This window comes from Microvirga tunisiensis (genome assembly GCF_009296175.1).
In the GTDB taxonomy this organism is placed as follows: domain Bacteria; phylum Pseudomonadota; class Alphaproteobacteria; order Rhizobiales; family Beijerinckiaceae; genus Microvirga; species Microvirga tunisiensis.
The window spans coordinates 1-21231 of record NZ_VOSK01000100.1 but is presented as its reverse complement, the minus strand read 5'-3'; the positions used below and the strand labels follow the sequence as shown (position 1 = coordinate 21231).

20 protein-coding genes and 1 pseudogene are annotated in these 21231 nt (G+C 64.3%); 20 read left to right on the top strand and 1 reads right to left on the bottom strand.

Annotation, left to right across the window (positions count from 1 at the left end):
- The 17 genes and pseudogenes from FS320_RS46055 to truB all read left to right on the top strand — a co-directional run.
- Window positions 1-275, top strand: a pseudogene (locus FS320_RS46055) (IS481 family transposase); the annotation flags it as partial.
- A gap of 55 nt (window positions 276-330) precedes the next feature.
- Window positions 331-570 (top strand): DUF1127 domain-containing protein, encoded by a 240-nt coding sequence (locus FS320_RS21420; protein ID WP_152713980.1) that lies wholly within the window; start codon window positions 331-333, stop codon window positions 568-570.
- An 18-nt stretch (window positions 571-588) separates the two neighbouring features.
- Window positions 589-1272 (top strand): glutathione S-transferase family protein, encoded by a 684-nt coding sequence (locus FS320_RS21415; RefSeq protein ID WP_152713979.1) that lies wholly within the window; start codon window positions 589-591, stop codon window positions 1270-1272.
- Window positions 1273-1499: 227 nt separating this feature from the next.
- Complete coding sequence (gene miaB / locus FS320_RS21410; protein ID WP_162003136.1) at window positions 1500-2858, top strand: tRNA (N6-isopentenyl adenosine(37)-C2)-methylthiotransferase MiaB; 1359 nt, start codon at window positions 1500-1502, stop codon at window positions 2856-2858.
- Between the two features lie 69 nt (window positions 2859-2927).
- Window positions 2928-4028, top strand: a complete 1101-nt coding sequence (locus FS320_RS21405) for a PhoH family protein (RefSeq protein WP_420846758.1) — start codon at window positions 2928-2930, stop codon at window positions 4026-4028.
- Window positions 4029-4042: 14 nt separating this feature from the next.
- Window positions 4043-4501 carry an rRNA maturation RNase YbeY gene (gene ybeY, locus FS320_RS21400; RefSeq protein WP_152713983.1) on the top strand — a complete coding sequence of 153 codons (459 nt, stop codon included), beginning with the start codon at window positions 4043-4045 and terminating at the stop codon, window positions 4499-4501.
- A 20-nt stretch (window positions 4502-4521) separates the two neighbouring features.
- Entirely contained in the window at window positions 4522-5553 is a 1032-nt protein-coding gene (locus FS320_RS21395; protein ID WP_152713977.1) for a hemolysin family protein, read from the top strand.
- Window positions 5550-7259 carry an apolipoprotein N-acyltransferase gene (lnt, locus tag FS320_RS21390; RefSeq protein WP_420846757.1) on the top strand — a complete coding sequence of 570 codons (1710 nt, stop codon included), beginning with the start codon at window positions 5550-5552 and terminating at the stop codon, window positions 7257-7259. Before FS320_RS21395 ends, lnt begins: the two co-directional genes overlap by 4 nt.
- A gap of 50 nt (window positions 7260-7309) precedes the next feature.
- Window positions 7310-7723, top strand: a complete 414-nt coding sequence (locus FS320_RS21385) for a helix-turn-helix domain-containing protein (protein WP_152713976.1) — start codon at window positions 7310-7312, stop codon at window positions 7721-7723.
- 103 nt (window positions 7724-7826) lie between these two features.
- Window positions 7827-9005 (top strand): methionine adenosyltransferase, encoded by a 1179-nt coding sequence (metK, locus tag FS320_RS21380; RefSeq protein WP_162003135.1) that lies wholly within the window; start codon window positions 7827-7829, stop codon window positions 9003-9005.
- A 63-nt stretch (window positions 9006-9068) separates the two neighbouring features.
- The gene (gene trmB, locus FS320_RS21375) at window positions 9069-9752 is read left to right on the top strand and encodes a tRNA (guanine(46)-N(7))-methyltransferase TrmB (protein ID WP_152713975.1); all 684 of its coding nucleotides are present in this window, start codon (window positions 9069-9071) and stop codon (window positions 9750-9752) included.
- Window positions 9753-9905: 153 nt separating this feature from the next.
- Window positions 9906-10532, top strand: coding sequence for a ribosome maturation factor RimP (rimP, locus tag FS320_RS21370; protein ID WP_152713974.1), 627 nt, complete (start codon window positions 9906-9908; stop codon window positions 10530-10532).
- A gap of 12 nt (window positions 10533-10544) precedes the next feature.
- Window positions 10545-12164, top strand: a complete 1620-nt coding sequence (gene nusA / locus FS320_RS21365) for a transcription termination factor NusA (RefSeq protein ID WP_152713973.1) — start codon at window positions 10545-10547, stop codon at window positions 12162-12164.
- Window positions 12165-12195: 31 nt separating this feature from the next.
- A complete protein-coding gene (locus FS320_RS21360) occupies window positions 12196-12867 on the top strand; it encodes an RNA-binding protein (RefSeq protein WP_162003134.1) in 672 nt (223 codons plus the stop codon).
- A complete protein-coding gene (gene infB, locus FS320_RS21355) occupies window positions 12864-15764 on the top strand; it encodes a translation initiation factor IF-2 (RefSeq protein WP_152713972.1) in 2901 nt (966 codons plus the stop codon). Before FS320_RS21360 ends, infB begins: the two co-directional genes overlap by 4 nt.
- Before the next feature lie 106 nt (window positions 15765-15870).
- Window positions 15871-16296, top strand: coding sequence for a 30S ribosome-binding factor RbfA (gene rbfA / locus FS320_RS21350; RefSeq protein ID WP_152713971.1), 426 nt, complete (start codon window positions 15871-15873; stop codon window positions 16294-16296).
- A 6-nt stretch (window positions 16297-16302) separates the two neighbouring features.
- The gene (gene truB, locus FS320_RS21345) at window positions 16303-17223 is read left to right on the top strand and encodes a tRNA pseudouridine(55) synthase TruB (RefSeq protein WP_152713970.1); all 921 of its coding nucleotides are present in this window, start codon (window positions 16303-16305) and stop codon (window positions 17221-17223) included.
- Window positions 17224-17359: 136 nt separating this feature from the next.
- Here the strand turns inward: truB and FS320_RS21340 are convergent, their stop codons facing one another.
- A complete protein-coding gene (locus FS320_RS21340) occupies window positions 17360-17896 on the bottom strand; it encodes a ferritin-like domain-containing protein (protein WP_152713969.1) in 537 nt (178 codons plus the stop codon).
- A 297-nt stretch (window positions 17897-18193) separates the two neighbouring features.
- Here FS320_RS21340 and rpsO point away from each other — a divergent pair, with 297 nt between their 5' ends.
- From rpsO to FS320_RS48145, 3 genes are all read left to right on the top strand, one after another.
- The gene (gene rpsO, locus FS320_RS21335; RefSeq protein WP_152713968.1) at window positions 18194-18463 is read left to right on the top strand and encodes a 30S ribosomal protein S15; all 270 of its coding nucleotides are present in this window, start codon (window positions 18194-18196) and stop codon (window positions 18461-18463) included.
- A gap of 313 nt (window positions 18464-18776) precedes the next feature.
- Window positions 18777-20951, top strand: a complete 2175-nt coding sequence (gene pnp / locus FS320_RS21330; RefSeq protein WP_152713967.1) for a polyribonucleotide nucleotidyltransferase — start codon at window positions 18777-18779, stop codon at window positions 20949-20951.
- A 136-nt stretch (window positions 20952-21087) separates the two neighbouring features.
- Window positions 21088-21231 (top strand): DUF6429 family protein (locus FS320_RS48145; RefSeq protein WP_244626992.1); only part of this gene is annotated, 144 nt, incomplete at its 3' end.

Below are 21231 nucleotides of genomic sequence, written 5' to 3'. Positions count from 1 at the left end.
TCGTGGAGCGCTTCAACGGGCGGGTGCAGCGCGAGGTGCTCGGCATCACGATCTATAGCCATCGGGATCTCGAGACGCTGCTCAAGGGCTTCAATCAGGCTTACAACAGGAGACGTCAGCGCGTGCTCAAGGGGCGATCCCCGGATGAGGTTGTGCGAAGCCGCCTGGCTGCCGAGCCGAAGCTCGCCAACCGCCGCTACAAGCCACCCGATGCAGACGCGTTGCCGCCCGCCCTCCAGGTCATCGCTCATGCCAAGGAGGTCTCGCATCCAGACACCTACCACAGGAGCACATTTGTCTTCAATGAAACGCCATTGAAGGAGAACCATCATGGCGATCGGACATGCCGCAGTAAATCTTGGGCTTCATACCACCCGCCGCGAGCATAAGAGCATCCTGCTGCAGCTCCTGCTCAGCTACGAGGCTTGGCTCGACGAGCGCAGGAGCTCCAAGGCCCTGTACCGGATGGACGACCGCGCGCTCGCCGATATCGGGTTGTCGCGGGCCGACGTGGAAGGTTTGAATGCCGAACCCTGGCAGGATCACCTGCCGCCCGCTTTCAGCCGATGATGTCCAGAAAGGCCCCCGATGAAGCTCTATTCCGGTCCTGTGAGCCTCTTCTCCCGCAAGGTCGAGATCGCGCTTCATGAGAAGGGGCTCGCCTTCGAGCAGGTCCTGGTGCCGTTCACCCAGACGAAGGGCTACAGCCCCAGGAACCCGGACGTGCTGGCCATCAATCCCAAGGGACAGGTCCCGGTCCTCATCGACGGAGGCCTGTCCCTCTACGATTCGACCGTGATCGTCGAATACCTGGAAGATGCCCATCCCGACCCGGCGCTTTATCCGAAATCCTCGATGGAGCGGGCCCGATGCCGGCTCTTCGATGTGTTTGGCGACGAGGTCATGCTGGCCTCGCTGCGCTTCCTGATGCATCGGACCGAACCGAAGCCCGATGATCTGGAGCGGTGGCATGCGAAGGAAGCGAAGGCCAAGGAGGCCGAGCCGGTTCTCGCCGGCCACTTCGACGAACTCGACCGCGCGCTCCAGGGCAAGGACTATCTCTGCGGCGCCTTCTCGGCCGCCGATATCTCCGTCTTCATGGCCGTGTTCTGGACCCGCCGCCTCGGCGGCCCGTCGCTGAAAGGGCGTGAGGCCCTGGCCTCCTGGTATGCGAGGCTCAGCGCGCGTCCGGCTTTCGCGAAGGTCGTCGCCGAAATCCTTGCCGCCGATGCGGAACTGTCGGCGCCCGTGGAGGGGGCTTTTCGGGAGTAAGCGCCTGCTGTCGTCCCCGGCGGTCCGCAGGACCGGAAAGAGGTTCCACGATCGGGCTCAACGCTCTGGTTTCGCTCCCCGTCCATTGCGCGCCGGCCGGGAATGACACCCGGATAAAAACAGCCTCGATCGTCGAGCCAAACCGCCGCTATTCTCTTGCACGCATAAAAGGCTTAAAAGGGCCTCCATCTTCGACCGCCCGATTGCAAGCAGAACAGGCCGACCTCGTGAAAAAAGTCTTCGTCAAATCCTATGGCTGCCAGATGAACGTCTATGACGCCGAGCGCATGGCGGACATGCTGGCGACTGAAGGCTACAGCGAAACCAAGGCGATGGAGGAGGCGGATCTCGTCATCCTCAACACCTGCCACATCCGCGAGAAGGCCGCCGAGAAGGTCTATTCCGAGCTCGGCCGCGTGCGCGAATTGAAGAAGGAGCGCGAGGTCAACGGCCAGGAGACGAAGGTCGTGGTGGCCGGCTGCGTCGCCCAGGCCGAGGGCAAGGAGATTCTGCGCCGGGCCCCCGCCGTCGATGTGGTGGTCGGCCCGCAGAACTATCACAACCTGCCGGCGCTGCTGAAGAAGTCGCGCACTGATCGCGTCGTCGACACGGAATTCCCGATCGAGGACAAGTTCGATCATCTGCCTGCGCCGAGCAAGGCCAAGACCCGGAGCCGTGGCGTGTCGGCCTTCCTCACCATCCAGGAAGGCTGCGACAAGTTCTGCACCTTCTGCGTGGTGCCCTATACCCGCGGCGCGGAAGTCTCGCGCCCCGTGCCTAAGATCCTCGACGAGGCCCTGCGCCTCGCCGATGCGGGCGTGCGCGAGCTGACGCTGATCGGGCAGAACGTGAACGCCTATCACGGCGAGGGGCCGGACGGCTCCGTCTGGTCGCTCGGCCGCCTGCTTCATCGTCTGGCGGAAGTGCCCGGCATTGCACGGCTGCGCTACACCACGAGCCATCCCCGTGACATGGACGACGAGCTGATCGCAGCCCATCGCGATCTGCCCGCGGTGATGCCCTACCTGCATCTGCCGGTGCAGTCCGGCTCCGACCGCATCCTCGACGCTATGAACCGCAAACACACGGGTGACGAATACCGCCGCCTGATCGAGCGCATCCGAGGTGCTCAGCCCAACCTGGCGCTCTCCTCCGACTTCATCGTCGGCTTCCCCGGCGAGACGGATGCGGAGTTCGAGGAGACCATGCGGCTCGTGGCCGATGTGGGCTTTGCCAGCTCCTTCTCATTCAAATACAGCCCCCGCCCGGGCACGCCGGCAGCGGAGATCGAGGCGCAAGTGTCCGAGGCCGTGAAGGCCGAGCGCTTAGGCCGGCTGCAAAATCTGCTGGAAATGCAGCGCCAAGCCTTCAATCACGGAACCGTGGGCCAGACTCTCGACGTTCTCTTGGAGAAGCCGGGTCGTCATCCGGGCCAGATGGCAGGCAAGTCGCCCTATCTGCAGCCGGTGCAGTTTCAGAGCGACCGCCACCAGATCGGCGAGATCGTGACGGTGCGGATCATGCAGGCTGGCTCCAACAGCCTGTTCGGAGAAGTATCTGAGCCCGGCAGCCAAGCCGCGGCCTAGTTCCTTATCCGATGAGACCCCATATCCGTTGGCCGCACGGCCTGCGGCGCATATTCAGAGGAGAGGCATTTGAGCCCAGCGGACAATGTGACCGCACGAGCACAAAAGGGACGGAACGCCAACAGCTTGCATCCCGGCGTCGTCGAGGAGGCCGAGATCATCCTCACCTTCGACGACAACCGTCTCGCCAGCCTGGTTTTCGGACAATACGACCAGAACCTCGCCCATCTGGAGCGGCGCCTGAATGTGACGGCCATTGCCAACGGCAACCGGGTCACCGTCAAAGGCACGCCCGAGGCCTCCGAGATGGCACGCCGGGTTCTGGAGGGGCTCTACGAGCGCGCCCGCCTCGGCGGAGCGCTGGGCCCTGGCGATGTGGACGGCGCGATCGAGGAAAGCACGCTGCAGGGCAGCCTCTTCCCGGCCGCCGAGGAGCCGCCTGTTCCGGGGCTGACCTCCTTCGACCAGATCTCCACCCGCAGGCGCGGGCCGGTTCGCGCCCGCAATGCATCGCAGAACACTTATATCAAGGCGCTTAAAACAAACGAGCTCGTCTTCGCCGAAGGTCCGGCCGGCACCGGCAAGACCTGGCTCGCGGTGGGCTATGCGGTCTCGCTGCTCGAAGCGGGACAGGTGGACCGCCTGATCATCACCCGTCCGGCCGTGGAAGCAGGCGAGCGCCTCGGCTTCCTGCCTGGCGACATGCGCGAGAAGGTGGATCCCTACCTACGCCCGATTTACGACGCGCTCTACGATTTCATGGAGGCCCGGCACGTGGACCGCGGCCTGCAGACCGGCATGATCGAGATCGCGCCGCTCGCCTTCATGCGTGGACGCACGCTCACCAACGCCCTGGTGCTGCTCGACGAGGCGCAGAACACCACGTCGATGCAGATGAAGATGTTTCTGACCCGTCTCGGCGAGGGCTCCCGGATGATCATCACCGGCGACCCGACACAGATCGATCTGCCGCCGGGTCAGAAGTCGGGTCTCGTCGAGGCCGTGCGCATTTTGAACGGAGTCGAAGGCATCGCCCGCGTCACGTTCAAGGAGGCGGACGTGGTGCGCCACGATCTCGTGCGCCGCATCGTGACGGCCTACGACAAGGCGGCCCGCGAGGCGCCGCCTCAACAGGATCAACCCCGTTACGATCGGGACCGCAGACCGTGATCACGCTCGACATCATGATCGAGGCGGGCGACTGGGATCGCCTCAAGGACGCCGAGGCCCTGGCCCAGAAGGCTGCCCAAGCCGCACTCGCCGTGACCTACGAAGCGGACGGCGATTTCGAGGCGAGCGTCATGCTCACGGACGATGCCCAGATCCAGGAGTTGAATCGCACGTGGCGCGCCAAGGACAAGCCCACCAACGTGCTCTCCTTCCCGGCGCCCGAGCAGCCTGGTGCGACAGGCCCTCGCCATTTGGGCGATATTGCTTTAGCGTACGAAACCCTGGTGCGCGAATCCGAGGAGGAATCCAAGGAGCTCGCGCATCATTTTGCTCATTTGATGGTCCATGGAGTCCTGCATCTTCTCGGTTACGACCATGAGGTCGAAGCGGAAGCGGAAATCATGGAAGGTCTTGAGGTAAAGGCGCTCGCCACCCTTGGCATCGCCGATCCCTATCGCGATATGGCAGCATGAACGGCTGACAACCCAAAGCAATGAACGAAGATCGAAGTCGTAGCGACCGACCTGTCCGAACGCTCACCGAGACAGACGACACACGCGACCACTGGTACGACCGGGTCCTGACCCGTCTCGGCCTGAAACCCCGGGAATCCATCCGCCACGATCTTGAGGATGTCCTCGCAGAGACCGTCGAGGACACCGACTTTTCGCCCCAGGAGCGGGCGATGCTCAAGAACGTGCTCTCCTTCCACCGGATCCGCGTGGAGGACGTGATGGTGCCTCGTGCCGACATCGTGGCGGTGGCGGCCGATACCAATCTCGGCGAGCTGCTCAGCCTGTTCCGCACGGCCGGCCATTCCCGCCTGCCGGTCTATGGCGAGACCCTGGACGACCCCAAGGGCATGGTCCATATCCGCGACTTCCTCGATTTCATCGCCATGCGCGCCGATGGCGGCGCCTCGGAAGCGGGGTCGGGCGACGAGGCGCCCCTGCCGAGCCTCGGCCAGATCGACCTGTCGATGGCGCTGTCCTCCGCCAACATCCTGCGCCCGGTCCTGTTCGTGCCGCGTTCCATGCCCGCCATCGACCTTCTGGTGCGCATGCAGGCCACCCGCACGCACATGGCCCTCGTGATCGACGAGTACGGCGGCACCGACGGCCTCGTGTCCATCGAGGATCTGGTCGAAATGGTGGTGGGCGACATCGAGGACGAGCACGACGAGGATTCCACCCTCACCATCGTGGCGGCCGCCGACGGCACCTACATCGCCGATGCCCGCGCCAGCCTCGACGAGGTCAAGGAGGTGCTTGGCCTCGACCTCACGGAGGAGGAAGGCGCCGAGGATATCGATACGATCGGCGGCTTTATCGTGACGCTCGCCGGCCGCGTCCCATCCCGGAGCGAGGTGATCGAGGGACCCTGGGGCCTGGAATTCGAGGTTCTGGACGCCGATCCACGGCGCGTGAAGCGCCTGCGTGTCCATCGCCGCACATTCGCTCCCGAGACCGAGGCCGGAGAAGGCCAGGCGAACGCCCCGCGACCTGAAAGCGCTGCCGCAGAATGATGCGGCTGGCTGATCGCGCTATCCTCGCTCGAGGATGGCGCCGATGGTTGATGGCCTTTGCAGCCGGGGCCGTCGGCGCCCTGGCCATGCCGCCTTTCGGCTTTCTGCCTGCTCTCGTTCTCTCCCTGGCCCCGGCCATTTGGCTCCTCGACGGCACCGTCAGGGATGGCCCTTCCAGCATCGGTCCCATGAGTGGAATCCGCTTTTGGGACCCGTCCGATGCTCCATTGTTCAAGCAGCGCGTGGTTGATCGCGACCCGAAGGGCCGCACGACGCGCTCGCGCTGGGCCCCGTTTAAATCCGCCGCCCTCCTCGGCTGGTTCTGGGGCTTCGGCTATTTCGTCGCCGGGCTCTGGTGGCTCGGCGCGGCCTTTCTCGTGGAAGCGGACCAGTTCGCCTGGGCCATGCCGTTCGGAGTGCTGGGCCTGCCTGCCCTGCTCGCCTTCTTTCCCGCCTTCGGCTTCGCTCTCGCTCGCCTGTTCTGGCTGCCCGATGCCTGGCGGATTCTGGCCTTCGCCTTCGGCCTGACGGTGAGCGAATGGCTGCGGGGCCATCTCTTCACTGGCTTTCCCTGGAACAATCTTGGGCTGGCGCTCGGCCAGAACCTCTGGCTGATGCAGACAGCCTCGCTGGTGGGCCTCTACGGCTTGACCTTCCTGAGCCTCGCGATTGGCGCTGCGCCCGCCGTCCTTCTCACGGGAAAGACGATGCGTGCCCGCTGGACGGCGCCGGGCATCGCGGCGGGTCTCCTCGTTGGCCTTGCAGCCTTCGGCGTCTGGCGCGTCCCGTCGGAGGCCTCACCGATCGTCGACAACGTGCGCTTGCGCATCATGCAGCCCAACCTGCCTCAGGACGCCAAGTTCAACCCACGCAACCGAGACGCCATCATGCGGCGCTACCTGACCCTGAGCGCGCGCCCGGGCCGAGACGGCATCACTGCGACACCAACGCACATCATCTGGCCGGAATCGGCCTTTCCTTTCCTGCTTCACCGCGATGCCGGCTCGCTCGCGCAGATCGCCACGCTGCTCGGGCCGGGCTCGGTGCTCATCACGGGCGCGGCCCGCATGGATGCCCCCTTGCCGGGCGAGGCGGTCGGCAAGTTCTACAATGCCATTCAGGTGATCGACGAAAAGGGCACGATCCTCGGCGCCTATGACAAGGTCCATCTGGTGCCTTTCGGCGAATACGTGCCGAAATTCCTCGACACCCTGATCCGGGCTGCAGGGCTCCGCCAGTTCGTGCATATTCCCGGTGGATTCGAGCCGAGCGAAAAGCGCACCACCTTGTCCATTCCGGGTCTGCCGCCGGTCGCCGCGACCATCTGCTACGAGGCCATCTTTCCCGGCGAGATCCTGGCCGAAGGTCCACGCCCCGATCTGATCCTCAATGTGACCAATGACGCCTGGTTCGGGCAGACGCCAGGGCCTTATCAGCACTTCGCCCAAGCCCGCCTGCGGGCCATTGAGGAAGGGCTGCCTCTGGTTAGGGCAGCCAATACAGGCATCTCAGCCGTCATCGACCCTTTCGGCCGAAGCGTGGATGCTCTTCCACTAGCAGTTGAAGGTGTTATCGACACTTCTCTTCCAGTTGCCGAACCCGTTACTCTTTATAGGAAGTGGAGCAGGTTTTCTTTGACGGCCACGCTTGCGATCTGCTTAATCATCTTGATTGCACGTCGCAGGCGCCAAATCCCTCTCCTTTAAGTAAATATTGCCTTGGCGTTGCGTGGGTTTCGGCACGGGGACAGGCCATAATGAAGAAATCGACGGGCACTATCGATAAGGAAATCGGAAGCAGAGTGCGTATGCGCCGTGTTTCTATCGGAATGAGCCAAGAAAAACTCGGCGATATGCTCGGGCTGACCTTCCAGCAGGTTCAAAAATACGAAAAGGGCATGAACCGAATCAGCGTTGCCCGTCTCGTTGAAATCGCCAAGATCCTCAATGTCGAGATCGGTTTCTTCTTCGATGGCATCAAAGGCGGCAAGGCTGAAGCGGGTTTTTCCGAAAGCGGCGCCCCACCCTATGTCGCCGACATGATGTCGACCCCTGAAGGGCTCCAGCTCGTCCGGACTTTCGCGACCATCAAAAGCCCGAAGGTTCGCAAAAGCATCGTTCAGCTTGTGAGCGCACTCGCCACCCAGGAAGAGGTAGAGCGTTCGTCATAAAGAACACGTTCGCTTGACCTTTCTTTCAGCCTGCGGCATGAGCATGCTTTAGAGCCCGCGGATCGTTGCGGGCACCGATCTTTATTGCCGAAGGAAATCTATCGTGCGGCGTTCGAGCTACCTTTTCACGAGCGAGTCGGTCTCCGAAGGCCATCCGGACAAGGTCTGCGACCGGATCTCCGATGCCATCGTCGATGCTTACCTGGGCACTGAGCCCGAAGCCCGCGTGGCCTGCGAGACGCTTGCCACCACCAACCGCGTCGTCATTGCCGGCGAGGTGCGCGGCCCCGCCTCCATCACCAAGGACACGGTGATCCAGCTCGCCCGCGATGCCATCAAGGACATCGGCTACGAGCAGGAAGGCTTCCACTGGAAGAACGCCGACGTTTCGGTCTACCTCCATGCCCAGTCGGCGCATATCGCCCAGGGCGTCGATGCTGCCGGCAGCAAGGACGAAGGCGCGGGCGACCAGGGCATCATGTTCGGCTATGCCTGCAACGAGACGCCCGAGCTGATGCCGGCGCCGATCTATTACGCCCACAAGATCCTCGAGAACCTGACCGCTGCCCGCAAAGGCAAGGTCGGCGATGCGGCCAAGCTCGGTCCGGACGCCAAGAGCCAGGTCACGGTGCGCTACGAGAACGGCAAGCCCGTCGCAGCGACCCAGATCGTTCTGTCGACCCAGCACCTGGACGAGAACCTCTCCTCCGAGGACGTGCGCGCCATCGTCGAGCCTTACATCCGCCAGACCCTGCCCGAGGGCTGGATCTCGGCCCAGACCATCTGGCACGTGAACCCCACGGGCAAATTCGTGATCGGCGGTCCGGACGGCGATTGCGGCCTCACCGGTCGCAAGATCATCGTCGACACCTATGGCGGCGCGGCCCCCCACGGCGGCGGTGCCTTCTCCGGCAAGGATCCCACCAAGGTGGACCGCTCGGCCGCGTACGCCGCACGCTACCTCGCCAAGAACGTGGTGGCGGCGGGTCTCGCCGAGAACTGCACCCTGCAGCTTTCCTACGCCATCGGCGTGGCCAAGCCCCTGTCGATCTATGTGGATCTCCACGGCACCGGCAAGGTGGACGAGGGCAAGCTCGAGGCGGTCCTCACGGACGCCATGGACCTCTCGCCCCGCGGCATCCGCACGCATCTCGGCCTCAACCGGCCGATCTATGCCCGCACCTCGGCCTATGGTCATTTCGGCCGCAAGCCTGACGCCGACGGGGGGTTCTCCTGGGAGCGCACGGATCTCGCCGATCGCCTCAAGGCCGCTTTCCGCTAAGGGCATGATCCGGAAAAGTGGATTCCGGTTTTCCGGCAAGATCATGTTCAAAGATATCGGCTCATGAGCGAAGCATCGGAACGGGCCGGCGCCTTCTTCGGGCGCCGGAAAGGCAAGAAGCTTCGCGCCGGCCAGGACGAACTGGTTCAGAATCTGCTGCCCGCGATCCGCGTGATTCCGGGCAGCGCACCTTCCAGCCAGTTTCCCAGCTCTCAGGAACGGGAAACCTGGCTCGAAATCGGGTTCGGCGGCGGCGAGCATCTCGCCGCCCAGGCCCGTACCCGTCGCGACGTCAAATTCATCGGGTGCGAACCCTTCGTGAACGGCATGGCGAAGCTCTTGGCCGTGGTCGAGCACGAGCACCTCGACAACGTCCGTGTCTGGGACGACGACGTCACCGACCTGCTGCCGACCCTGCCCGACGCCTGCTTCGACCGGGTCTATATCCTCTATCCCGATCCCTGGCCGAAGCGCCGGCAGCGAAAGCGCCGCCTCGTGTCGGACGAGACCATCGATGTGCTCGCCCGCGTGATGAAGCCCGGCGCCGAGCTGCGCTTTGCCAGCGACATCGACGATTACATCGGCTGGGTTCTCGCCCGAGCCTTGCGGTCCCGGCATTTCCGCTGGACCGCCACCCGTGCCGACGATTGGCGCAAGCCGTACGAGGGCTGGCCGGGCACGCGTTACGAGGCCAAGGCGATCCGCGAAGGCCGCGTGCCCAGCTATCTCACCTTCGCGCGGGTCTGACGCGCGCCTTTTCGCACCGCGCTTGTATTTTGGTGTTGGAATCAGTATATTCCCGTTGTCAGCTCTGGTTGCAGCGTTAAGCTGCTGGTCAAGGGTGGACCCCGCCGGGTCCGCTCTTTTTTATTGCTTGAATGCCGGAGCGTGCGGAGAGCCATGACGAACGAACGCGACAAGCGGCTGATTACGGAGAACGGCGTCGCCGCCCGGGTGGCGGCCATTGTCGAGCCTGTGATCGAGGATCTGGGCTTCAACCTCGTGCGGGTGCAGGTCACCGGCGCGAACGGATGCACCGTGCAGATCATGGCCGAGAGGCCGGACGGCACCATGTCGGTGACCGATTGCGAGACCGTGAGCCGGGCAATTTCGCCGGTTCTCGACCTCGAGGATCCGATTCCGCAGGCTTATTATCTGGAAATTTCCTCGCCGGGGATCGACCGTCCTCTCGTGCGCGTCAGCGATTTCGAACGCTGGACAGGCTACGACGCGAAGATCGAGATGGCCGTGCCACTGGCAGGCCGCAAGCGTTTCCGGGGCTTTCTTCGGGGCGTGGAGAACGGGAAGCTGGTTGTCGAGTTGCCTGATGTGAAGGAGGGCCTCGAGCCCATCGCGCATCTGCCTCTGACGGATCTGGGCGAGGCGCACCTCGTTATGAACGACGAACTGATCCGTGAATCGCTGCGCCGGGGAACGGCGCCGACCACGGACGAGCTTGACGAAGATACGGATGTGGTGGAAGCGCCCGAGCCGCGCGGCCCATCCGATAAGACGAAACCGAATTAAGGAGCGACCTCGATGGCTATCAGCGCCAACAGGCTGGAACTCTTGCAGATCGCCGATGCGGTCGCGCGCGAGAAGGTGATCGACAAGCAGATCGTGCTCGACGCCATGGCGGATGCCATCGCCAAGGCAGCCCGATCCCGCTACGGCGCCGAAACCGACATCCATGCCGAGATCAACCCGAAGACCGGCGAGCTGCGCCTGGCCCGGCATCTTCTCGTCGTCGACGACGGCGCGGTGGAAAACGACTCACGCGAGATCACCCTTGCCGAGGCCCGGACCCGCCACAATCCGGCCGCCCAGGTGGGCGACGTGATCGCCGACACCCTGCCGCCGTTCGATTTCGGCCGCATCGCGGCCCAGTCGGCCAAGCAGGTGATCGTGCAGAAGGTGCGCGACGCCGAGCGCGATCGCCAGTACCAGGAATACAAGGATCGTATCGGCGATGTCGTGAACGGCGCGGTCAAGCGCGTCGAATACGGCAACGTGATCGTCGATCTCGGCCGTGGCGAGGCCATCATCCGCCGCGACGAGCTCATTCCGCGCGAGACCTTCCGTCCGGGCGACCGCATCCGCGCCTACCTCTTCGATGTGCGCCGCGAGGCCCGTGGGCCGCAGATCTTCCTGTCGCGCACCCATCCGCAGTTCATGGCGAAGCTCTTCGCCTCCGAAGTGCCGGAGATCTATGACGGCATCGTCTCCGTGCAGGCGGTTGCCCGCGATCCAGGCTCCCGCGCCAAGATCGCCGTGATCTCACGCGATTCTTCCATCGACCCGGTCGGCGCCTGCGTCGGCATGCGCGGCTCCCGCGTCCAGGCGGTGGTCGGCGAGTTGCAGGGCGAGAAAATCGACATCATTCCCTGGTCCCCGGATCAGGCGACCTTCATCGTCAACGCGCTCCAGCCCGCGGAAGTGGTCAAGGTGGTGCTCGACGAGGAGGCCGACCGCATCGAGGTCGTGGTGCCCGACGATCAGCTCTCGCTCGCCATCGGCCGCCGCGGCCAGAATGTGCGTCTGGCCTCGCAGCTCACCGGCTGGGACATCGACATCCTCACGGAGGCCGAAGAGTCCGAGCGCCGCCAGAAGGAGTTCCTCGAGCGCACCGAGCTGTTCATGAACGCCCTCGACGTGGACGAGGTGGTGGGCCAGCTCCTGGCCTCGGAAGGCTTCCGCTCCGTCGAGGAAATCGCCTATGTGGACGCCGCCGAAGTAGCCTCCATCGAGGGCTTCGACGAGGACACTGCCGCGGAGATCCAGAGCCGCGCTCAGGAGTATCTCGCCCGGATCGAGGCCGAGAACGAGACCCGCCGCAAGGAGCTGGGCGTCGCCGACGATCTGAAGGAGATCGACGGTGTCACCACCGCCATGCTCGTGGCCTTCGGCGAGAACGACATCAAGAATGTCGAGGATCTGGCCGGCTGCGCCACCGACGATCTCGCCGGCTGGACGGAAGGCCGCGGCGCCGACGCGACGCGCTACAAGGGCGCTCTCGACGGCTTCGACATCTCCCGTGCGGATGCGGAGAACATGATCATGGCCGCCCGCGTGAAAGCGGGCTGGATCGAGCAGCCGGAAGAGATCGTTGAGACTGAGGAATCGGCCGAAGAGGCCGAGACCGAAGCTCAGCCGTCCTAAGTCCGGCAATGGCAAAGCGAGGTCAGCACCTGTGCCGCGGCACGAACCGGAGCGCACCTGCATCGTCACCCGCGAGGCCAAAGGCCCCGCGGGACTGATCCGCTTTGTCCTCGGGCCCGACCATCAGGTCGTTCCCGATCTCAGACACAAGCTGCCGGGTCGCGGCGTCTGGGTCACGGCCCGGTCCGATCTGGTGGAAGAAGCGGCCAAACGTCGCCTCTTCTCCCGCGCCTTCAAAACCGAAGCCAAGGCCCCGGAGACCCTGGCCCAGGATATCGAACGCCTTCTCCGGGACGATCTTCGCCAGGGTTTGGCCCTTGCCAACAAGGCGGGCGCGGTGGTCACCGGCTTCTTCAAGGTTGAATCGGCGATCACGGATAAGCCCATCGTTGCCCTTATTCATGCCGCAGAGGCGGCCGAAGATGGGCGAAGAAAATTGGCGAACCAGTTGCGAAAACGCCTCGGCGAGGCAATATCTAGCTTTCCGGTTATCCAAGAATTGTCGAATGACGAATTGGATTTGGCATTAGGCCGGTCACATGTGATACATGCTGCCCTCGTCGCGGGCGCTGGGAGCGACGGCTTTCTGAACCGATGGCATCGTTACCGCTCCTTTCGCGGCATCGACGCCGATCAAACTGGCCTCGGAAACGGGACCGGCGAACCCACGACTATGAAACCCGCAGGAACTGAGGCGGAATGAGTGATACGAAAAACCAGGGCGACAAGACTCTCCATGTGTCGTCCAAGACGCTTTCTCTGAAGCGCCCCGTCGAACAGGGCGTGGTGCGCCAAAGCTTCTCCCATGGCCGGTCCAAGTCGGTCGTGGTGGAGACGGTCAAGCGTCGCCCTCCTGTCGGCCACGGCAGCGGGACCAAAGATGAAAGGCCCGCACCCCAACAGGCTGCGGCGCCCGCGAGCGCGCCGAAGCCTGCCGCTCCGGCACCGAAGCCGGCTGCCCCGGCTCAAGGCGGCCGTCCGCAGCGCAGCGCGCCAAACACCCCCCGGTCTGGCGGCATGGTGCTGCAGACGCTCTCCGAGCAGGAGCGCGATGCGCGCATGAACGCGCTCGTCGATGCGCGCCGCCGTGACGAGGAAGACCGCAAGAAGCAGGCCGAAGAGGCTGTCCGCCGCACCGAGCGTGAGGTTGCGGAAGCCAAGGAGCGTGAAGCGGCCGAGGCCCGCAAGCGCGAGGAAGACGAACGCCGCCGTCAGGACGAGGAGCGCAAGCGCCGCGCCGAGGACGAAGCCCGCCGCCGCTTGGGCGAAGAGGCCCCGCGCCAGGCTTCCGCACCGGCTCCGGCCGGCCGTGGACCGGGCACGCGTTCCGACGCTCCGCGCTCCGACCGTCCGCGCTCCGACCGTCCGCGCTCGGATGGCCCCCGGCCTGCCGGCCGTTTCGATGGCCCGCGCACCGGCGGACCTCGCTCCGACGGTCCCCGTCAGGGCGGCTTTGGCGGCCCGCGCAGCGGTGGCGGCACCATGGGTGGCCGTCCGCCGAGCCTGAATCATATGGCACGCCCTGCCGCGCCGGTTGCGCCCGATCCGGAAACGGCGAAGCCGAACGTCCGCACGGCCCCGCCCGTTGCCGCCCGCGCCGTCGCGGCCGATGACGAGGAGGGTGCACGCACCATCCGTCGTCCCGGCGTTGCAGCCAAGCCGGCGGCTCTGCCGAAGACGCCCAAGACCGCTCCCGGCGAAGAAAAGCGCCGCGGCCGCCTGACCCTGGCCAATGCGACCTCGGGAGAGGATGAGCGCACCCGCTCGCTCGCCGCCTTCCGGCGCCGCAATCAGCGTCTCATGGGCCACCGCCAGGTGGAGCAGAAGGAAAAGATCGCCCGCGAGGTGACGATTCCGGAGACGATCACCATCCAGGAGCTCGCCAACCGCATGTCGGAGCGCGCCGTGGACGTGATCAAGTTCCTGATGAAGCAGGGCGAGATGCACAAGATCACCGACGTGATCGATGCTGATACCGCCCAGCTCGTCGCTGAGGAGTTCGGTCATACGGTGAAGCGCGTCGCGGAATCGGACGTCGAGGAAGGCCTCTTCGATACGCCGGACACGGACGAGAACCTCGTCACCCGTCCGCCGGTCGTGACCATCATGGGCCACGTCGATCACGGCAAGACCTCGCTGCTCGATGCGATCCGCAAGACCAACGTGGTCTCCGGCGAAGCCGGCGGCATCACGCAGCATATCGGCGCCTATCAGGTGACCTCGCCGCTCGGCGGCAAGATCACCTTCATCGACACGCCTGGCCACGCGGCCTTCACGGCCATGCGCGCCCGCGGCGCCAAGGTGACGGATATCGTCGTCCTGGTGGTGGCGGCCGATGACGGCGTCATGCCGCAGACCATCGAGGCGATCAACCACGCGCAGGCGGCCGGCGTGCCGCTGATCGTGGCGATCAACAAGGTGGACAAGCCCGACGCCAACCCGCAGCGGGTCCGGACCGAATTGCTGCAGCACTCCATCGTCGTCGAGTCGATGGGCGGCGAGACTCTCGAATTCGAAGTCTCGGCCAAAACCGGCGAGGGTCTCGAGACCCTGCTCGAAGGTCTCCAGCTCCAGGCCGAAATCCTCGAGCTCAAGGCCAATGCCGAGCGGTCGGCGGAAGGCACCGTCATCGAGGCGAAGCTCGATCGTGGCCGCGGTCCGGTGGCGACCGTGCTCGTGCAGCGCGGCACGCTCCACACCTGCGACATCGTGGTGGCCGGCGCCGAATGGGGTCGCGTTCGCGCTCTGATCAACGATCTCGGCACCAACGTGAAGGAGGCAGGTCCCTCCGTCCCCGTCGAGGTTCTGGGCTTCAACGGCACGCCTGAGGCCGGCGACCGCGTTGCGGTGGTCGAGTCGGAGGCCCGTGCCCGCGAGGTCACAGAGTACCGCACCCGTCAGAAGCGCGAGCGTCAGGCGGCCCGCATGGGCTCCGCCGGACGTACGCTGGCCGACATGATGCGCGACCTCAAGGCTGGAGCGGGCCGCAAGGAATTCCCGCTCGTGGTCCGGGCGGACGTGCAGGGTTCGGCGGAAGCCATCGTCGGCGCGCTCGAGAAGGTGGGCAACGAGGAAGTTGCCGCCCGCATCATTCAGGCCGGCGTCGGCGGCATCTCGGAATCCGATGTCACCCTGGCGGAAGCCTCGGGCGCCATCATCCTCGCCTTCAACGTGCGCGCTCACAAGGAAGCACGTGAGGCGGCCGAGCGTGCCGGGATCGAGATCCGCTACTACAACATCATCTACGACCTCGTGGATGACGTGAAGGCGGCGATGTCCGGTCTGCTCGCTCCGACGCTCCGCGAGGAGCGGCTCGGCGAGGCGCAGATCCTCGAGGTGTTCAACGTGTCGAAGGTTGGCAAGATCGCCGGCTGCCGCGTCCTCGACGGCGTGGTCCAGCGCGGCGCCCATGTCCGCCTGATCCGCGACAACGTGGTGATCCACGAAGGCAGGCTCTCGCAGCTCAAGCGCTTCAAGGACGATGCCCGCGAGGTCACGTCCGGTCAGGAATGCGGTATGTCCTTCGAGAACTATCAGGACATGCGCGCCGGCGACCAGATCGAATGCTACCGCGTGGAAGAGGTGAAGCGGTCGCTGTAAAAAAGCCTCCGTCTTCGTCCCACAATCGCACATCAATCGTCATGGCCGGGTCACTCCCGGCCATGATCCCTTTTGATCGGTCCGGTCCAATCCCGGAGAAGTGAAAATGGCTAAACGTTTCGAACAAACCACCGGTCCCTCTCAGCGCCAGCAGCGCGTGGCCGAGCTCATCCGCCACGCGTTGGCCGAGGTTCTCTCCCGCGGCGATCTGCAGGACGACGTGCTGACGAGGAATGTCATCACCATCCCCGAAGTGCGCATGTCGCCGGACCTGAAGCTCGCGACCGCATACGTCATGCCGCTCGGCGGTCGGGACGAGGAGGCGGTGCTCAAGGCGCTCGAGAAGAACAAGAAGCTGCTGCGCCAGGAGGTGGCCCGGCGGGTGAACCTGAAATTCGCTCCCGATCTGCGCTTCCGCCGCGACGAGAGCTTCGACGAGGCCGCCCGGATCGACGCGCTGCTGCGCTCCGAGCGCGTGGCCCGCGACACGGTCAAGCCCGCAGCCGACTCCCCCGACGACGACAGCGAGTAAGAAGCGATGAGCGAAGAACGCCCGCAGCGGAGGCCGCATGGCGACCGCCCGAAGAAGCGCGACGTCAACGGTTGGATCATCCTCGACAAGGGCGTCGGCATGACGTCGACCCACGCGGTCGCGGTGGTGAAACGCGGCCTGTCGGCCAAGAAGGCGGGGCATGCCGGCACCTTGGATCCGCTCGCCTCCGGCATCCTGCCGATTGCGCTCGGCGAGGCGACCAAGACCGTGCCCTTCGTCATGGACGGACGCAAGTCCTACGTCTTCACCGTGGCCTGGGGCGCAGAGACCACCACGGACGATACGGAAGGCGACGTGGTCGAGCGGACGGACAGGCTGCCTGGTCCGGCGGAGATCGAGACATTCCTGCCCCGCTTCACCGGCAAGGTGCAGCAGGTGCCGCCGCGTTTTTCCGCCATCAAGATTCAAGGCGAGCGCGCCTATGATCTCGCCCGCGACGGCGAAGTGGTGGAACTGCAGCCGCGCACGGTGGAAATCGACCGGCTGGCCTTGATCCACCACGCGGGCGACCGCTCGATCATCGAAGCCGATTGCGGCAAGGGCACTTACGTACGCGCCATCGCACGCGATCTCGGTCGTGCGCTTGGCTGCCTCGGCCATATCGCGGCGCTGCGGCGCACGCGTGTCGGACCGTTCACCGAGCACGATGCCGTCACTGTGGACGATATCGCAACCGACCCGGCGGCGCTCCGCCCGGTCGAGATCGCCTTGAGCGAAATTCCCTCGGTTCCGGTCAGCCGGGACATGGCCGGCCGCCTGATGCGCGGCCAATCCATCATCCTGCGCGGCCGCGAGACACCTTTATCCGGCAAGGTCTACGCCACCTGCAACGGCGTGCTCGTTGCCGTGGGCGACGTGGAGCGCGGTGAGCTGGTGCCGCATCGGGTGTTCAACCTGGGCGCCTGATTCCTCCATCCGGCTGTCGTTCCGACGTGAAGGCAGCGAGAGCCCGGAACGACAGTGAAGAGCATTTCGGAAACGAAAATGGCCGTCCCCGGATCAAGTCCGGAGACGGCCATGACGGCAGGAGGCAATCGCAGGTTTAACGGTCCGCCTTCAGGCCCTGCGCCTCACGCATCAGGTATTTTTGCGTGATCGGCACGATCTGGTCGCGGATCAGCTGTGCGGTTTTCTGCTCCTCGCGCAGCGTTTCTTCGAGAGCCGGGACGAACCTCTGATGACCAGAGGCCTCGGCCATGGCGATCAGCGACGTGTAGGCGGCGATCTCGAAATTCTCGAAGGCATGGTTGGCGAAGGTGTTCTTGATCACCTCGTCCGCCATCGGCATGTGGCCGGCGGCCGCCATGTTGGCCATGAACTGGGTGGCCATGTCTTTCAGAAACGAGCGGTCCTCGCCGAAATTGTGCAGGATCTCGTCGAGGCGGCGGATCTGCCCTTCCGTCTCCGCGATATGCGTACGCAGGATCTGCGACATTTCCGGATAGTTCTCAAAACGCTCCACCTGGCGCTGCATGAGCTGGAGCGCTTCCTTCTCGAGCGCATGGGCGTTCTGAACGCCGGTGATGAAGATATTTTTGACGGTTTCGGACGATGCCAGGTCGGCTGTGCTGGTAACCATGTGGTGGGCTTCCTATATTGGGGATGTTCGGTTCACCAACCGTGACCTGAAAAACTTGTTCCAGCAGAGACCGTCCCAAACAGGCCATCCTATTGCTCTGCTTCGAGAAAATGATTTCTCTGGCACTTGTGCGCATTTCATGTATGGTGCGCCATCTTTTCGAAGGCTATGCCTCGAAAGACGCGTCCGAGTTCGGACCGCGCTGGACGACATCCCGGCCCGGCCCTTGCGGATGCCCCGGACCTGAAGCCTTGAAGGCCAAGGTTTCCTTATAAAGCCAACCTGAAAGGACACACGATGTCGATTACGGCTGAGCGCAAGAACACGCTTGTAACGGAATTTGCCCAGAAGGCGGGCGATACCGGCTCCCCTGAGGTGCAGGTCGCCATTCTGACCGAGCGTATCAACAACCTGACCGGCCACTTCAAGAGCCACACGAAGGACAACCACTCCCGTCGTGGCCTCCTGAAGATGGTGTCGGCACGCCGTTCGCTTCTCGACTATCTCAAGAAGAAAGACGAGAGCCGCTACCGCACGCTGATCGAGAAGCTCGGCATCCGCCGCTAAGCTTGATCTGAAAACGTCCGTCCGGAGCCCGGCTCCGGACGGCCTCCGGGCATGGTCCGAAAAAGTGGATTCCGTTTTTCGACCAGATCATGCCCAAACACGAATGGAGCGGACGCTCGGACAAGGTCCAAGCACCTCGCTCTGGCACTGGTTAAGACGATCCACGTCCCGGTGTTTTCTAAGGAGGCGGCAGACACGATGACCATGGCAGGATCGCAAGAGGCTTACGAGGCGGGCTTGTCCGTCGGCGCGAGCCTCTCGCCGTCTTGCTCATGGCATCGAGCCCCCGCCCCGCTGTCATGAAAGACACGCCATGTTCGATACTCAACGCGAAGAACTGATCTGGGCCGGGCGCAAGCTCGTGCTCGAAACGGGCAAGATGGCCCGCCAGGCCGACGGCGCCGTCGTCGCCACCTACGGTGAAACCACCGTTCTAGCCACCGTCGTTTCGGCCAAGGAGCCGAAGGCTGGCATCGATTTCTTCCCGCTCACGGTGAATTACCAGGAGCGCACCTATGCGGCTGGCCGCATTCCGGGCGGCTATTTCAAGCGCGAAGGCCGTCCGACCGAGAAGGAGACTCTCGTCTCCCGCCTCATCGACCGTCCGATCCGCCCCCTCTTCGTCGAGGGCTACAAGAACGACACCCAGGTCGTCGTGACCGTGCTCTCGCACGATCTCGAGAACGATCCTGACATCGTCGGCCTGGTGGCCGCCTCTGCGGCCCTGACGCTGTCCGGCGTGCCTTTCATGGGCCCCGTGGGCGCAGCCCGCGTCGGCTATATCGGCGGCCAGTACAAGCTGAACCCGCCGCTTCAGGAAATGGATCAGACCTCCCTCGACCTCGTGGTCGCCGGCACCGCCGACGCCGTGCTCATGGTCGAATCCGAGGCGAAGGAACTGGCCGAGGATGTGATGCTCGGCGCCGTGATGTTCGGCCACAAGCACTTCCAGCCGGTGATCGAGGCGATCATCCGCCTCGCCGAGAAGGCCGCCAAGGAGCCGCGCGACTACCAGCCCGCGGACATGTCCGAGGTCGAGCAGGCCGTTCTCGCTATCGCCGAGAAGGACCTGCGCGAAGCCTACAGGATCACCAAGAAGCAGGACCGCTATGCCGCCGTCGACGCCGTAAAGGCGAAGGTGATGGCCGAGCTTCTTCCCGCCGACGGCGAGCCCAGGTTCGACCCCGAGAAGGTCAAGGCTGCCTTCAAGGAAGTCCAAGCCAAGGTCGTGCGCTGGAACATTCTCGACACCGGCTCCCGCATCGACGGCCGCGATCTCAAAACCGTTCGTCAGATCCAGTCGGAAGTCGGCATCCTGCCGCGCACCCACGGCTCGGCCGTGTTCACCCGCGGCGAGACCCAGGCGCTGGTCGTGACCACGCTCGGCACCGGCGAGGACGAGCAGTTCGTCGATCAGCTCGAAGGCACCCGCAAGGAAACCTTCCTGCTGCACTACAACTTCCCGCCCTACTCCGTCGGTGAGACCGGCCGCATGGGCTCGCCCGGCCGCCGCGAGATCGGCCACGGCAAGCTCGCCTGGCGCGCCATCCACCCGATGCTGCCGGCGGCTCACGACTTCCCCTACACGATCCGCGTCGTGTCGGAGATCACCGAGTCGAACGGCTCCTCCTCCATGGCCTCCGTCTGCGGCGCCTCGCTGGCGCTGATGGATGCAGGCGTGCCGCTGCGCCGTCCGGTGGCGGGCATCGCCATGGGCCTCATCCTCGAAGGTGAGCGCTTCGCGGTCCTGTCCGACATTCTCGGCGACGAGGATCACCTCGGCGACATGGACTTCAAGGTGGCCGGAACGGAAGCGGGCATCACCTCGCTCCAGATGGACATCAAGATCGCCGGCATCACGGAAGAGATCATGCGCGTGGCGCTCGAGCAGGCTCAGGCCGGCCGCACGCACATTCTCGCCGAGATGAACAAGGCTCTGACCGCTCCGCGCGCCGAACTCGGCGAGCATGCTCCGCGCATCGAGACCATGCAGATCCCAGTCGACAAGATCCGCGAAGTCATCGGTTCGGGCGGCAAGGTCATCCGCGAGATCGTGGAGAAGACCGGCGCGAAGATCGACATCAACGACGACGGTCTCATCAAGATCGCGTCGGCCGACGGCAAGTCAATCAAGGCGGCCTATAACTGGATCCGCTCCATCGTTGCCGAGCCCGAGATCAACACGATCTACGAGGGCACGGTCGTGAAGGTGATGGAATTCGGCGCCTTCGTGAACTTCTTCGGTTCCCGCGACGGCCTCGTCCACATCTCCGAGCTCGCCAAGAACCGCGTCGGCAAGGTCACTGATGTGGTGAAAGAGGGCGACAAGGTGAAGGTGAAGTTCCTCGGCATGGATGAGCGCGGCAAGGTCCGTCTCTCCATGAAGGTCGTCAACCAGGAGACTGGCGAAGACATCACCGAGCAGCTCAAGGCCGAGCGCGACGCCGAACGCACCCAGCGCGATCAGCAGAAGGCTGCTGGGGAGTAAGACTCCAGCCTCATTGAGAACTAAAAAGGCGCGGCGGAAACCGCGCCTTTTTCTTTGCCTGAAGGAAAGACCTTACTTCGTATCCATCCGAGCGGGGCCGCGGGATTTTGGGTGCCGCGCGTGGTAACGTCGGTTCATGGAGATCGATGAGGACAAGATCGACGATGCCGTTTTGGCGCTGTTATGGCTGACGCTGCATAACGAGCGTTGTGCCTGGAAGGGCTTCGACTGGGCAACGACGGATCGGCTTCACAAGAAGGGCTTGATCGGCGACCCAGTC

Coding starts and splice junctions, on each gene's coding strand:
- rimP (WP_152713974.1), top strand. CDS start 9,906: ATGACGAACGAACGCGACAAGCGGCTGATTACGGAGAACGGCGTCGCC.
- FS320_RS21395 (WP_152713977.1), top strand. CDS start 4,522: ATGAACGAAGATCGAAGTCGTAGCGACCGACCTGTCCGAACGCTCACC.
- FS320_RS21340 (WP_152713969.1), bottom strand. CDS start 17,896: ATGGTTACCAGCACAGCCGACCTGGCATCGTCCGAAACCGTCAAAAAT.
- lnt (WP_420846757.1), top strand. CDS start 5,550: ATGATGCGGCTGGCTGATCGCGCTATCCTCGCTCGAGGATGGCGCCGA.
- nusA (WP_152713973.1), top strand. CDS start 10,545: ATGGCTATCAGCGCCAACAGGCTGGAACTCTTGCAGATCGCCGATGCG.
- pnp (WP_152713967.1), top strand. CDS start 18,777: ATGTTCGATACTCAACGCGAAGAACTGATCTGGGCCGGGCGCAAGCTC.
- FS320_RS21415 (WP_152713979.1), top strand. CDS start 589: ATGAAGCTCTATTCCGGTCCTGTGAGCCTCTTCTCCCGCAAGGTCGAG.
- FS320_RS21420 (WP_152713980.1), top strand. CDS start 331: ATGGCGATCGGACATGCCGCAGTAAATCTTGGGCTTCATACCACCCGC.
- trmB (WP_152713975.1), top strand. CDS start 9,069: ATGAGCGAAGCATCGGAACGGGCCGGCGCCTTCTTCGGGCGCCGGAAA.
- rpsO (WP_152713968.1), top strand. CDS start 18,194: ATGTCGATTACGGCTGAGCGCAAGAACACGCTTGTAACGGAATTTGCC.
- rbfA (WP_152713971.1), top strand. CDS start 15,871: ATGGCTAAACGTTTCGAACAAACCACCGGTCCCTCTCAGCGCCAGCAG.
- ybeY (WP_152713983.1), top strand. CDS start 4,043: ATGATCGAGGCGGGCGACTGGGATCGCCTCAAGGACGCCGAGGCCCTG.
- infB (WP_152713972.1), top strand. CDS start 12,864: ATGAGTGATACGAAAAACCAGGGCGACAAGACTCTCCATGTGTCGTCC.
- truB (WP_152713970.1), top strand. CDS start 16,303: ATGAGCGAAGAACGCCCGCAGCGGAGGCCGCATGGCGACCGCCCGAAG.
- FS320_RS21385 (WP_152713976.1), top strand. CDS start 7,310: ATGAAGAAATCGACGGGCACTATCGATAAGGAAATCGGAAGCAGAGTG.